Genomic DNA, 11,788 nt, shown 5'->3' on the forward strand with positions numbered 1-11,788 from the left:
AACACTGCAGAACTGAGGTCGGCCTGTGCCGCAAATCGCACAAATCTCGGAGATCTTCGCATCGCAGCTGTTCTGGCTGACGATCAGCTTCGGATTGATCTTCTTTGTCGTGGGTCTGGGCATGGTGCCCAAGATCCAGGGCACGGTGGACGCCCGCGATGCGCGGATCGCAGCCGACCTCGCGACCGCTGCAAGCGCCCGCGAAACCGCGGACCGACTTGAAGCGGAGCACCGCGCCGCGCTCGACAAGAGCCGGTCGGAAGCGGCGGCTGTCGCGGCGGAGGCCAAGGCCGCTGCTGCGCAGGCCACCGAAACCCGGGTCAAGGCAGCCGATGCCGCGGCCGGAACTCGGATCGAAGACGCGATGCGGCGGATTGCCGAAGCGCGCCTGTCGGCCGAGGCCGAAGTCGAGGCGGTGGCCGCCGACGCGGCTGCGGCGATGGTCGCCCGGGTCGCCGGCCTGACCGTTGACGAAGACGCGGCCCGCGCGGCCGTGAAGCAGGAGCTGGTCCGTGGCTGACAACGTGCAGCAGGAACTTCACACCGAAGTCGAGGCCGGGTCCGAAGTGCACACCGATCCGGTGGCGCTGGGCTTTGACGCGACCATGCTGGTCGGCCTGTCGATGGCGGTCGTCGTCATCCTTCTCCTTTGGAAGAAGGTACCGGCAGCGATCGGCAAGGCGCTCGACGGCAAGATCGCGGGCATCCGTGCCCAGCTCGACGAAGCCGCCGCGCTGCGTGCCGAGGCCGAGAAGATCAAGGCCGAGTATGAGGCCAAGGCGGCCGCGTCCGAAGGCGAGGCTGCGGCCATGCTCGAGCGGGCGCGTCACGAGGCCGAATCGATCCGCGCCAAGGCCGAGAACGACGCCGCCCTTCTGGTTGAGCGCCGCACCCGCATGGCCGAGGACAAGATCGCTGCGGAAGAGCGCGCCGCGCTTCAGCAGCTCCGCGCCACCGCCGCCGATGCGGCGTCCAAGGCAGCGGCCAAGATCATCGCCGACCGCCACGACGGCGCCAGCGACAAGGCCCTGATCGACCAGGCCATCGCTGGCATCCGCTAAGCGTAATCACGGCAAGCGAAATTCAGGCCGCTGGAGCGATCCGGCGGCCTTTTTCGTGGCGCTGAGATGTCTGCAATGGGTGGAAAGCGGACCGCTGCATAGCTTCAGGTTTGAAACCTAGGCCGAACCGTCACCTGGCTAGTCAAAGATCCGTTACCGCTATAGGCAAGCTCGCCATATGCCGTTCCTTTCGCAACTTGAGCTCGAGGCTCTCGGTTTTCGGCATCTCGGTCAGGGTGTTCGGATCAGTGACAAGGCATCGCTCTATAATTGCGAGTTGATCTCGATCGGCGACTACAGCCGGATTGACGACTTTTGCGTAGTCTCGGGAAAGGTTACGATCGGTCGCAACGTACACGTCGCTGTCTTCTGCAACGTCGCAGGCGGCACCGAGGGCGTGACAATTATGGATTTCGCGGGCCTTGCGTACGGATGCCACGTCTTTTCGCAAAGTGACGATTACAGCGGACGAACCATGACCAACCCTACGGTTCCGAACCGATTCAAGAATGAGACGCGCAAGGCAGTGCTCATCGACCGACACAGCATTGTCGGGACCTCTTCGATCATCTTGCCCGGTGTAACCCTTGCCGAGGGAACCGCTGTCGGCGCAGCATCGATGGTGACCAAATCGACGGAACCCTGGATGATTTATTCGGGGGTACCGGCACGGCGACTAAAATCGCGAAGGCGCGATCTGCTCGATCTTGAGCACCAGTTTATCAGCGGCACGGACTGACTCACTCATCCAATCGAGCGTCACAGCGGTTGCTTCGTCGCAGTCAGATTTGCCGTCGTTTGCATAACACGGATCCGGGGGCGGTCCTGCACTTCGGTGAAGATGCGACCGATGTAGAAACCGTGCACCCCGAGCGCTGACAGGATCAGCCCGCCCACGAACCAGATCGATAGCATCAGGCTGGTCCAGCCGGCGACCTTGATCACCCCGGATGCCCACGCGACGAAAACGACCAGCGCGACACCTGCTGACAGGCCCGACAGGGCCAAGCCCGCAACAACGCTGAGCTTCAGCGGCCGGTCTGAGAAGCGGATGATCAGCGCGACGGCCAGGCGCAGCAGCTGGCGGAAACCGTAGGATGAACGCCCCTCTGCCCGCGACGCGCGCGGGACCACCAGTGACCGCCGCTCCAGACCCGTCATCACGGTCATTGCGGGAAGGAAAACCTCTTTGTCGCGGTACGCCAGCAGATTGTTGACCATGCGCTCGCTGTAGAGGCCAAAATTGCCGGCGTTCACTCCGACCTTCATGCCCGTTATTGCGCGGAGAAGGGCGGTGAACAGGCGCGAAGCGGCCCGGCGCCACAAGGTGTCGCGCCATTCGCCCCGATCGACAATGACCGCGTCGCAGTTACCTTCTCGCGCCACGTCCACCATCCGCATCAACATGGTTGGATCGTCCTGCAGGTCGCAGTCAATGACCGCTACCCAATCGCCACGGGCGTGCGCCAGCCCGGCCCAGATGGCGAGGTGCTGGCCGTGATTGCGCATCAGTCGCACCCCGCGCACCCGCTCGTCCGCGGCTGCCAGCGCCTCGATCACCGGCCACGGCTCGCCCGGCCCGCGATCATCCACGAACAGGACCTCCCAGCGGATGTCGTGCCCGTCGAGGGTCTCGCGCACTCGCCGAACGATCGCCGGTAGGCAGTTGGTGCAATTGTAGACGGGAGAAACGACGCTGATCAGCATGAGGCGCGAGATCCGTCCAGCCTTGTCACTACCTGCAGGCAGGTATCGATCACCCGCTCGATCCCGTCCTCCAGGTCGAAGAACATCGGCAGCCGGACCAACCGCTCGGCAGTCCGGTCGGTATGCTCCATCTCTCCGGCAGTGCGCCCAAAATGCTGGCCGCCCGGAGAAGAATGGAGCGGAACATAGTGGAACGGCGTGCCAACCCCTGCCTCACGCATGGCCGCGATGAAGGCACTCCGCTGCGCCGCGTTCCGCAGCAGGAGGTAGAACATGTGCCCGTTGCCGCGCACCGCCGGGTTCCAGCGCGGAAGGCCGATGCCGTATCTCTCCGGGAGGGCTGCGAGGCCTTCGAGATACCGGTCGAACAGTCGCCGCCGCCGCCGGGTGATCTCGCCGACATGCTCCAGCTGGCCGTGCAGGAAGGCGGCGATCAGCTCCCCTGGAAGATAGGAGGAGCCAAGATCCACCCAAGTGTATTTGTCGACCAGGCCGTCGATGAATTGGCTGCGATTGGTTCCCTTCTCGCGGATGATCCGGGCGCGGTCAGCGAGTTGGGGAGCATTGAGGGTGAGCGCACCGCCTTCGCCGCTGAGGATGTTCTTGGTTTCGTGGAAGCTGAAGGCGCCCATGTCGCCAAGACTGCCGGCTGGCCGGCCTTTATAAGTTGAACCAAGCGCTTGAGCGGCATCCTCGACAAGCAGCAATCCGTGCGCGTCGGCAATGGCGGCGAGCGCATCCATATCTGCCGGGAATCCAGCATAATGGACGGCGAAGATCGCCCGTGTTCGCGGGCTGACTGCGTCCGCGACCTTGGCGGGATCGAGGTTGAGGGTGACGGGATCAATGTCGACGAACACCGGGGTCGCGCCGCGAAGCACCACCGCATTGGCGGTCGACACGAATGTGAAGGACGGGAGGATGACCTCGTCGCCGGGCTTGAGGTCGCACAGGATGGCGGCCATTTCGAGCGCCGCTGTACCGCTGTGCGTCAGAAGCGCGGAAGCGGAGCCGGTCAGCCGTGCGATGATGGCGTTGCACTCGGCGGTGAAGTGGCCATCCCCCGACAGCTGACCGCGCCGGATCGCCTGCACGATGTTGTCGAGCTCCCGGCCGACGATCGAAGGGCGGTTGAAGGGGATGGACGCGTCATGCGGAGCCACCACTGCGTGCGGTTCCTCGACAGGCAAGCGGTTGAACTGCAATCGCATGCTGGAACTCTGCGGCATTCCTCTACTCCCCCACTGGCGAGGGCTATAGAAGCAACTCGGTTAAAACAATGATGACGTCAGACGCCCTTGCGCCGGTGCGGGGGACTTTGGATAAAGGTTTGACACCGGGGGGAGTACAAGCGTGGACGTGGTGAGGGCAGCCAGTGAATCTGGCGGCAATGGCGACTCCGCCAGGCAGTCCGCCGTAGATTCCGACGGGAGGATTGGCTTCACCCATATGCACGTCGCCGCCCTTGCCGTTTTGGTGGGGAGCTGGGTCGCCGCAAGCATGCGGCTGACGGTCGAGCCCGACGAGGCGTGGATACTCCTCAGCACGGCTGAAACCTGGGGTGTCCAAGTTCCCCGAACCATCGCGACGGGCCTTCCGACCATTACCACCGGCGGACTGCACCTGATCACCCACGGCATTCTGGCGCTGCTCAGCCTCGACGTTCTCGCGCATCGCATGATCACGATTGCTGCCAGCATAGCGTTGCTCTTCCTTGGTTTTCGCATCTTCCGCGCGGCGGGCAACGATCATGGCCTGGCGCTTGCCGGGACGGTGCTACTGGCCGCGACGCCAGGCATCCTGCTCCAGGCAAGTCTCGCCCTGGGCGAAGTCATGGCTTTCGCGCTGCTTCTGGCGTCCGCCGCACATTGGACCTGGCGTGGCCGCAACTCGGCCTCGGCGGCGCTGGTCACGGGCCTTCTCTTCAGCCTTGCCTGCGCGACCCGGATCAACCTCCTCGCGGGGCTCGGCGCCTTTCTGCTGTTCGTGGCGGTATTTCACCCGGGTGACTGGGCCAAGCTGCGCCGTGCTGCCCTAGCACTGGTGGTCGCCCTTGTTGTGAATGGAGCGATGACCGCGCTTCACTACTGGTTTGGTGGCGGCGGGCTGGGCGAGCGAGAGGCCGCACTACTCGGTGCCGCGACTGGCGCACGCACCGTCCGCAACCTGCCGTACCTGCTGGAAACCTTTGAAGTCGCAAACCAGCATTTTCCCTTCCTTCTTGCAGGGGGAATTGCCCTGGTCTGGCTGTTCCGCCGCACCAATCCCCGGAGCGATGAAGGTGTCCGCGCCAACGATCTCGCCGCGCTGCTGATCGCCGTCGGAGGAGTAATGGCGCTCGCATGGTTGGTGCGAGCGCCCATCCCCCACCTGCGCTACCTGTGGCCCGCGACAGCATGCCTGTGGACCGGCGGCATCCTTGTCCTGCTCGACTGGGTCAACAGCCAGCAAAAGCGCCAACCCCGGACAATGCTGCACCTCTTGGTAGCGTTCGCGTTCGTCGGGTCGCTCGCAAGCAACGTCAGGGCCCTGATAGTCAGTGACAGCAGCATTCTAGCCTATCAGTTCATGGGCATGAGTCCCCGCTATGCTGCTCCTCACCAAGCTATGGGGCTCGACTTCATGTTCCAGAGGAAGCAGGCGCAAATGGTCGCCAATCTGCCTCCGAGCGCGCGTATCGAGGCGCTTGCCCTTGAAACCTCAATGCCGATAGTCCTGCTGAGCGGACGGCCCCTCTACAGCCTCGACCACGCGCCAAAATCCAACGGCGGGCGATTCATCGTCACGACGTCGGCGGACTACCGCATATGGAGTCCGGGTCCTCAGTTCAGCCAGTGGCGAGCGACCCATACGCGTGAGCTGTTTGCCGCGGGCGGCAATGCGCTCCTGCAGGTCGATCCTTCAGCTCCGCCGGCACCACAAGATCGTCGATCGGTTGGGGGTCACACCTGGTAGCCGTCCTTGCTCGATGCGTTGCGACCGTTCGTGCATCCGAGTCCCGTACCCATCGCCATCTGGAATATCAGAACGCGGTGGGGGGCATCTTCGCGGAGCGTAGGGCGGGACAGATGCGCGACCCTCCTACACCCCGAAGGTCACGTGGCCATTCGCGTCGATCGGCCAGGCCGGATTGAAGGCGATCTCCCATGCGTGGCCGTCGGGGTCCTCGACATAGCCGCGGAAGCCGCCGTGGGGCGGGGCATCGGCGGGGCGCAGGAGGTGGCCGCCGGCAGCGACGAGTCGGGCGATGACCTGCCGGACTTCTTCCTCGCTCCCGACATTGTGGCCGAGGGCGAAGGCGCCCGGGCTCGCAAGTCCCTTGCGATTGCTGTCTTCCTCCAGCCCCGCCTTGCTCCAGGTGGCGAGGACGAAGCCATTCATCTGGTAAAAGGCGATCTCGTCATTCTCAAACACCGGGGTCCAGCCGAAGCCGTCACGGTAAAAGGCCTTCGACCGATCGAGATCGTCGGTGGCCAGCGTCAGGACCGACATCGACTGCATCAAGGGACGTTCTCCGTCAGCAAGTCGTAGGTCGCGACCAGTTCATCCTTTTGGTTGAAGATCTCGACCGCCCAGCGGACAACGCCGGTTTCCTCGCTCTTCAGCGACTTGGAACGGACGGTGAGCTCGACCCGCATCGAATCGCCCGGATAGAGCGGGGTCAGAAAGCGGAGATTTTCCAGACCGGTGTTGGCGAGGACGGGGCCCGGATCGGGATCGACGAACAGGCCGGCGGCGAAGCTCAGGATCAGGTAGCCGTGGGCGACCCGGCCCTCGAAGATGGGCGAGGCCTTGGCCGCTTCCTCGTCCATGTGGGCGTAGAAGGTGTCGCCGGTGAAATGGGCGAAATGCTCGATATCCTCGACGCTTACCGTCCGGCTGCCAGTCTTGAGCGTATCGCCGATATGGAGCTCGCTCATCCGTTTGCGGAAGGGATGGGTTTGGACGACGTGCTTGGGACCGCCGGGACTATATTGCGAGGTGATCGCCGCGATCATTTCGGGCGAGCCCTGGAGCGCGGTGCGCTGCATGTAGTGGGTGACGCCGCGGATGCCGCCCATCTCTTCGCCGCCGCCGGCCCGGCCCGGCCCGCCGTGGACGAGGACAGGCAAGGGGCTGCCATGCCCGGTCGAGAAGGCGGCGTTGGTGCGGTCGATCACCAGCATCCGGCCGTGAAACGCCCCGGCGCCGAGGACGAAGTCGCGCGCCACATCGCCGGAATGGGTGAACAGCGACAGCGCGAGGCTGCCCTTGCCGCGGTTGGCGAGCCGGACCGCGTCGGCAAGGTCCGTGTAGGGCATCAGGGTCGCGACCGGGCCGAATGGCTCGACGTCGTGCGCCGCCTCGCAGGCCCAAGGATCGTCGGCGCACAGCAGCACGGGTGACATGAAGGCGCCCCCGTCGGGGCCGGTTGCGGCGCCGGGATCGCCCCATCCGACGCGCGCGCCGTCAGCCGTGATGGCGGCGACCGCTTCCCGCACACTGTCGCGCTGGGCCCGGCTGACGAGCGCACCCATGCCGGTCGCCTTGTCACGCGGATCGCCCACCGCGAGCGCCGAGAGCCTTGCGGCGAGCGCCTCCTCCACCGCGCCGAGGAACGCCGCAGGAACCATCGCGCGGCGGATCGCGGTGCACTTCTGCCCGGCCTTGACCGTCATCTCGTTGACCACCTCGGCCACGAACAATTCGAACTCGGGGGTGCCGGGGGCGGCATCGGGGCCGAGGACCGAGGCGTTGAGGCTGTCCTGCTCGGCGATGAATTTGACGCTCTCGCGCTGGATGACGGGATGGGTCCTGAGCTTGAGCGCGGTCTGGGCCGAGCCGGTGAAGCTGACCACGTCCTGCCCGGTCAGGTGATCGAACAGGTCGCCGACCCCGCCCACCACCAATTGCACCGCGCCGTCCGGCAGCACGCCGGCTTCGATCATCACCCGGAATGCCGCCTCGGCCAGCCAGGCGGTGGCGCTGGCGGGCTTCACGACCGCTGGAACGCCCGCGAGCAGCGCCGGGGCAAGCTTTTCGAGCATTCCCCAGACGGGAAAATTGAACGCGTTGATGTGGACCGCGACGCCCTGCAGCGACGTATAGATGTGCTGGCCCTGGAACAAAGGCGACTTGCTTAGCGGTTCGAGCTGGCCGTCGAGCAGCACGTGCGCATCGGGCAGCTCGCGCCGGCCCTTGCTGGAAAAGGACAGCAGCGTGCCCGCGCCGCCTTCGATGTCGATCCAGCCATCCTTGCGCGTCGCACCGGTGGCGTAGTTGAGCTCGTACAATTCTTCCTTGCGGGCGAGGATGGCGAGGCCGAGCGCCTTCAGCATCCGGGCGCGCTGGTGAAAGGTCAGCGCCCGAAGCGCCGGGCCGCCGACCTCGCGGGCGAAGCGCGCCATGCCACCGAAATCGATCCCGCCCGAGCCGGTAAGCGCCACCGGCGACCCGTCGAGGGCGCTTGGAAGCTCGGTCAGGCTGCCGGCGTCGCCCGGCGTCCATTCACCGCGGGCGTAGTTCAAAAGCTGCTGGGTTTTCATGGGCACACCCTAGGCAGGGTCAGTGCCGAGGCCAAGCGCGGCCGCGGTGCCTAGCGCCCCCGGTAGACCGCCGGACGCTTTTCGAGGAACGCCGCAACGCCTTCGCGATAATCTTCGGTGAAGCCGAGGCGCCGCATTTCGTCGCGCTGGAGATCAAGCTCCGCATCGAGCGTGCGCTCGCCCGACGTGCGGATCAGCCGCTTGATCGCGGCGAGACCGAGCGGCGGAAGACCGGCCAGCCTGGTTGCCAGCGCATCGACCTGGCCGTCGAGTTCGTCGTCTTCGACGCACTTCCAGATCAGGCCCCAATCGGCGGCCTTTTCCGCCGGCAGAGGCTCGGCGGTCAGTGCGAGGCCGAGCGCGCGGGCCTGGCCGACCAGCCGGGGCAGGTGCCAGCTGCCGCCGCTGTCGGGGATGAGGCCGAGATTGGCGAAGCTCTGGATGAACTTGGCGGAGCGGCCCGCAACCACCAGGTCGCAGGCAAGCGCGATGTTCGCGCCCGCACCGGCCGCGACGCCCTGAACCCGGGCGATGACCGGCTGATCGAGGCTGGCGAGTCGGCGAACCAGGGGATTCCAGCTCCCTTCGACCGTCTCGCCAAGGTCGACCGCCTGGCCGGGGGCGACCGCGCGGTCGTTGAGGTCCTGCCCCGCGCAGAAACCGCGCCCGGCGCCGGTCAGGACGATGACCCGCGCGCTTTCCGCCGCGCGGTCCAGCGCGTCGCGCAGTTCGGCGTGCATCGCGGCCGTGAAACTGTTGAGGCGATCGGGACGGTTCAGGGTGATCCGCGCGACGCCATCCTTCTCGGCATAGAGGATGGCCGGTTCGCTCACCGGACCTCCTCCACCAGCCCTTCGCTCGTCATCTGCTCCAGCAGCGCGACGACCTCGGCCCGGCATTGGGCGTCGTCCACCTCATATTCCGAGGTCAGCCGGGCCACGAGGTCGTCGATGCCGCGCGGCTCTTCCAGCAGGCGCCAGACCGTCGCCGTGACTTCCTCCATGCCATAGGCGAACCCCCGGTCGGCCTGCAGCGCGACCACGTCGTCGCCGACGTCGGTCGACATGGTGGCGGCGGTACGACGATAAGTGGCGCTCATGACGCGGACTCCGAACTGAGAATGGGACCTTCACTCCGGTTGCGGAAATGACGGTCGAGATAATGGTCGAGTGCAAAGGATCGCATCAGCACCTCGGCCGACCCGCTTCCCGCGCGGCGCTCGGTCCGGCTGTCGGGAAACGTCGCCCCGGGGGCGAGCGCCGCCTGCAGTTCCCCGGCGAGCCGCCGCGCCTCCGCCACCAGCGGCAACGCGGAGTCGAGATGCCGACCGCCGCGCACTTCCTCGAGCAGGCGGCAGGCGTAAGCGGCGCACACCCTAGGGCGCGAACCATAGATGGTGCAGGTCGCTCCCTCGAGCTTCGGGCAGGGCAGGGCGAACAAGGTCGGCGCCGTTCCTTCGAGAACGGGAAGGCCGACGGCGATGGCGGGTTCGACCTCGTCCGGTTCGAGCTTGGCACCGTCGTGCAACGCGCCGGTGCAGCACAGGCCGCAGGACGTGCAGAGTTGGCTCTCCACGTTCATCGGCTCGCTCATGCGGCGACGTCGAACTGCAGGCGGGCGAGACGCGCATAGAGGCCGCCGCGGGCCGTCAGCGTGGCGTGGGTGCCTTCTTCGACGATCCGCCCCTCGTCCATGACGATGATCCGGTCGGCCGCACGGACGGTGGCCAGGCGGTGGGCGATGACCACGGTGGTGCGGCTTTCCATCAGGCGTTCGAGCGCTTCCTGAACGGCCGCCTCGCTTTCGGCGTCGAGCGCGCTGGTCGCCTCGTCGAGCAGCAGCAGCGGCGCATCGCGCAGCAGCGCGCGGGCGATGGCAATCCGCTGCCGCTGGCCGCCCGACAAGCGCGCGCCACTTTCGCCAAGGAAGGTGTCGTAGCCGTCCGGCAGCGCGGACAGGAACTGATGCGCATTGGCGGCGCGGGCAGCGGCCTCGATCTCGGCTTCGCTCGCGTCCCACCGACCGTAGCGGAGGTTGTCGCGGGCGCTGGCGGCGAAGATCACCGTTTCCTGCGGCACGAGCGCGATGTGGCGGCGAAGGTCGGCAGGATCGAGGTCGCGCACATCGACACCGTCGAACGACACGGCGCCGGCCTGGGGGTCGTAGAAGCGCAGCGCGAGCTGGAAGAGGGTCGACTTGCCCGCGCCCGAGGGTCCCACCACCGCGACGGTCTCGCCCGGCGCGACGCTGATGGTCAGCCCATCCAGCGCCTTGGTGTCGGGCCTGGTCGGGTAGCGGAAGTCGACGCCATCGAACGCGAGCGCTCCGGTCGCCGGTTCGGGCAGCGCCTTGGTGACGGCGGGAGCGCTGATCTCGGCCTTGGCTGCGATCAGTTCGGCAAGGCGCCCGGCGGCACCCGATCCGCGCAGCAGGTCGCCATAGACTTCGCTCAAGGCGGCGAAAGCGCCGCCGACCAGTACGCCGGTGAAGACAAAGGCGGCGATCTCGCCCCCGGTCATGCGGCCGGCGGCAACGTCGATCGCACCTTCCCAGATGACCATCACGATGGCGCCGAACATCAGGGCGATCAGCACCACGGTCATGATGGCGCGCAGGCGCATGCGGGTGCGCGCGGTGGTGAAGGCGTTTTCGACCACCTCGGCGAAGCGCGCTTCTTCGCGGCGCTCCTGCCCGAAAGCCTGAACGATCTTCATCGCGCCCAGGACCTCGCTGACATTGGCCCCGACGTCGGCGATCCGGTCCTGGCTGGCGCGCGATAGTGCGCGGACCTTGCGGCCGAACAGGATGATCGGACCGAACAGCAGGGGGATGGCGATCAGCAGCAGCCCGGCGAGCTTGGGGCTGAGCGCGAACAGGTAGATGATCCCGCCGATCCCGGTGACGAGATTGCGCAGCGCAAAGGACACGGAAGTACCGACCACCTGTTCTAGCACCGCGGTATCGGCGGTGAGGCGGGAGGCGATCTCGCTCGGGCGGTTTTCCTCGAAGAAGCGCGGGGGCAGGGTGAGGAGATTGCGCTGCACCTGACGGCGCAGGTCGGCGACCGTGCGCTCGCCCAGCCACGAGACGAAGTAGAAGCGGAAGCCGGTCGCGAGCGCCAGCACGATCACGATCATCAGCAGGTATTGGAAAGCCTGGCTGACCGCGTCGCCGCTCACCGACCCGCCGGCGAACCCACGGTCGATGACCTGCTTGAAGCCATAGGGGATTGCCAGCGTCGCGGCCGAACTCACGCCGAGGAAGAATAGCGCCGCGAGGATCCGTGCCGGATATTTGCCGGCAGCCTTGAAGACGAGCTTCAGGTTGCCGATGCTCCGGCCGGTTTTGATGTTTTCCTTGTCGTCGGACCCGCTCGCCATGAGGGCAGCGGTTAGCAGGGGCAACGGCGGACACAAAGCCCCGGCGTGGGACAGCCCTCGCCTATCTTGCCAGCGGACCCTTTCGGTTCCACACCGGTTGGTGGGCGAAAGATCA

Annotated in this window: 12 protein-coding genes; 4 read left to right on the forward strand and 8 right to left on the reverse strand. The window is 66.1% G+C overall.

The features are described 5' to 3' along the window. The first annotated feature begins 25 nt into the window (after positions 1 to 25). The 3 genes from GGQ97_RS09610 to GGQ97_RS09620 all read left to right on the forward strand — a co-directional run bounded on the left by GGQ97_RS09610 (position 26) and on the right by GGQ97_RS09620 (position 1,800). Positions 26 to 520, forward strand: coding sequence for a F0F1 ATP synthase subunit B family protein (locus GGQ97_RS09610; protein WP_168069096.1), 495 nt, complete (start codon positions 26 to 28; stop codon positions 518 to 520). Beyond that, positions 513 to 1,061, forward strand: coding sequence for a F0F1 ATP synthase subunit B (locus tag GGQ97_RS09615; RefSeq protein ID WP_342448505.1), 549 nt, complete (start codon positions 513 to 515; stop codon positions 1,059 to 1,061). The genes GGQ97_RS09610 and GGQ97_RS09615 overlap by 8 nt, the downstream gene beginning before the upstream one ends. 178 nt (positions 1,062 to 1,239) lie before the next feature. Further along, a complete protein-coding gene (locus GGQ97_RS09620) occupies positions 1,240 to 1,800 on the forward strand; it encodes an acyltransferase (protein ID WP_168069097.1) in 561 nt (186 codons plus the stop codon). A gap of 20 nt (positions 1,801 to 1,820) precedes the next feature. On the opposite strand, the gene GGQ97_RS09625 is transcribed toward GGQ97_RS09620, so the two are convergent. Further along, a complete protein-coding gene (locus GGQ97_RS09625; protein ID WP_168069099.1) occupies positions 1,821 to 2,768 on the reverse strand; it encodes a glycosyltransferase family 2 protein in 948 nt (315 codons plus the stop codon). Further along, positions 2,762 to 3,997: a dTDP-4-amino-4,6-dideoxygalactose transaminase gene (gene rffA, locus GGQ97_RS09630; protein WP_209022831.1), complete on the reverse strand. Its 1,236-nt coding sequence runs from the start codon at positions 3,995 to 3,997 to the stop codon at positions 2,762 to 2,764. The genes GGQ97_RS09625 and rffA overlap by 7 nt, the downstream gene beginning before the upstream one ends. Before the next feature lie 220 nt (positions 3,998 to 4,217). On the opposite strand from rffA, the gene GGQ97_RS09635 reads away from it, so the two are divergent. After that, positions 4,218 to 5,723: a hypothetical protein gene (locus GGQ97_RS09635; protein ID WP_168069101.1), complete on the forward strand. Its 1,506-nt coding sequence runs from the start codon at positions 4,218 to 4,220 to the stop codon at positions 5,721 to 5,723. 126 nt (positions 5,724 to 5,849) lie between these two features. Here GGQ97_RS09635 and GGQ97_RS09640 read toward each other — a convergent pair whose 3' ends face one another. From GGQ97_RS09640 to GGQ97_RS09665, 6 genes are read right to left on the reverse strand one after another with little or no spacing between them, the layout of a single operon-like run. After that, positions 5,850 to 6,269 (reverse strand): VOC family protein, encoded by a 420-nt coding sequence (locus GGQ97_RS09640; RefSeq protein WP_245197930.1) that lies wholly within the window; start codon positions 6,267 to 6,269, stop codon positions 5,850 to 5,852. Beyond that, positions 6,269 to 8,293 (reverse strand): phenylacetic acid degradation bifunctional protein PaaZ, encoded by a 2,025-nt coding sequence (paaZ, locus tag GGQ97_RS09645; protein WP_168069105.1) that lies wholly within the window; start codon positions 8,291 to 8,293, stop codon positions 6,269 to 6,271. Before paaZ ends, GGQ97_RS09640 begins: the two co-directional genes overlap by 1 nt. A 50-nt stretch (positions 8,294 to 8,343) precedes the next feature. Next, a complete protein-coding gene (gene paaG, locus GGQ97_RS09650) occupies positions 8,344 to 9,126 on the reverse strand; it encodes a 2-(1,2-epoxy-1,2-dihydrophenyl)acetyl-CoA isomerase PaaG (RefSeq protein ID WP_342448506.1) in 783 nt (260 codons plus the stop codon). Next, positions 9,123 to 9,392, reverse strand: coding sequence for a PqqD family peptide modification chaperone (locus tag GGQ97_RS09655; RefSeq protein ID WP_168069108.1), 270 nt, complete (start codon positions 9,390 to 9,392; stop codon positions 9,123 to 9,125). The genes paaG and GGQ97_RS09655 overlap by 4 nt, the downstream gene beginning before the upstream one ends. Beyond that, a complete protein-coding gene (locus tag GGQ97_RS09660) occupies positions 9,389 to 9,874 on the reverse strand; it encodes a YkgJ family cysteine cluster protein (protein WP_168069110.1) in 486 nt (161 codons plus the stop codon). The genes GGQ97_RS09655 and GGQ97_RS09660 overlap by 4 nt, the downstream gene beginning before the upstream one ends. Before the next feature lie 8 nt (positions 9,875 to 9,882). Further along, a complete protein-coding gene (locus tag GGQ97_RS09665; RefSeq protein ID WP_168069111.1) occupies positions 9,883 to 11,673 on the reverse strand; it encodes an ABC transporter transmembrane domain-containing protein in 1,791 nt (596 codons plus the stop codon). Positions 11,674 to 11,788 lie beyond the last annotated feature (115 nt).

This window comes from Sphingomonas kaistensis (genome assembly GCF_011927725.1).
In the GTDB taxonomy this organism is placed as follows: Bacteria; Pseudomonadota; Alphaproteobacteria; order Sphingomonadales; family Sphingomonadaceae; genus Sphingomicrobium; species Sphingomicrobium kaistense.

Excerpts from the sequence above, each read along its gene's own strand:
- GGQ97_RS09620 (WP_168069097.1), top strand. The coding sequence starts at position 1,240 with ATGCCGTTCCTTTCGCAACTTGAGCTCGAGGCTCTCGGTTTTCGGCAT.
- GGQ97_RS09625 (WP_168069099.1), bottom strand. The coding sequence starts at position 2,768 with ATGCTGATCAGCGTCGTTTCTCCCGTCTACAATTGCACCAACTGCCTA.
- rffA (WP_209022831.1), bottom strand. The coding sequence starts at position 3,997 with ATGCCGCAGAGTTCCAGCATGCGATTGCAGTTCAACCGCTTGCCTGTC.
- GGQ97_RS09635 (WP_168069101.1), top strand. The coding sequence starts at position 4,218 with ATGCACGTCGCCGCCCTTGCCGTTTTGGTGGGGAGCTGGGTCGCCGCA.
- GGQ97_RS09640 (WP_245197930.1), bottom strand. The coding sequence starts at position 6,269 with ATGCAGTCGATGTCGGTCCTGACGCTGGCCACCGACGATCTCGATCGG.
- paaZ (WP_168069105.1), bottom strand. The coding sequence starts at position 8,293 with ATGAAAACCCAGCAGCTTTTGAACTACGCCCGCGGTGAATGGACGCCG.
- GGQ97_RS09655 (WP_168069108.1), bottom strand. The coding sequence starts at position 9,392 with ATGAGCGCCACTTATCGTCGTACCGCCGCCACCATGTCGACCGACGTC.
- GGQ97_RS09660 (WP_168069110.1), bottom strand. The coding sequence starts at position 9,874 with ATGAACGTGGAGAGCCAACTCTGCACGTCCTGCGGCCTGTGCTGCACC.
- GGQ97_RS09665 (WP_168069111.1), bottom strand. The coding sequence starts at position 11,673 with ATGGCGAGCGGGTCCGACGACAAGGAAAACATCAAAACCGGCCGGAGC.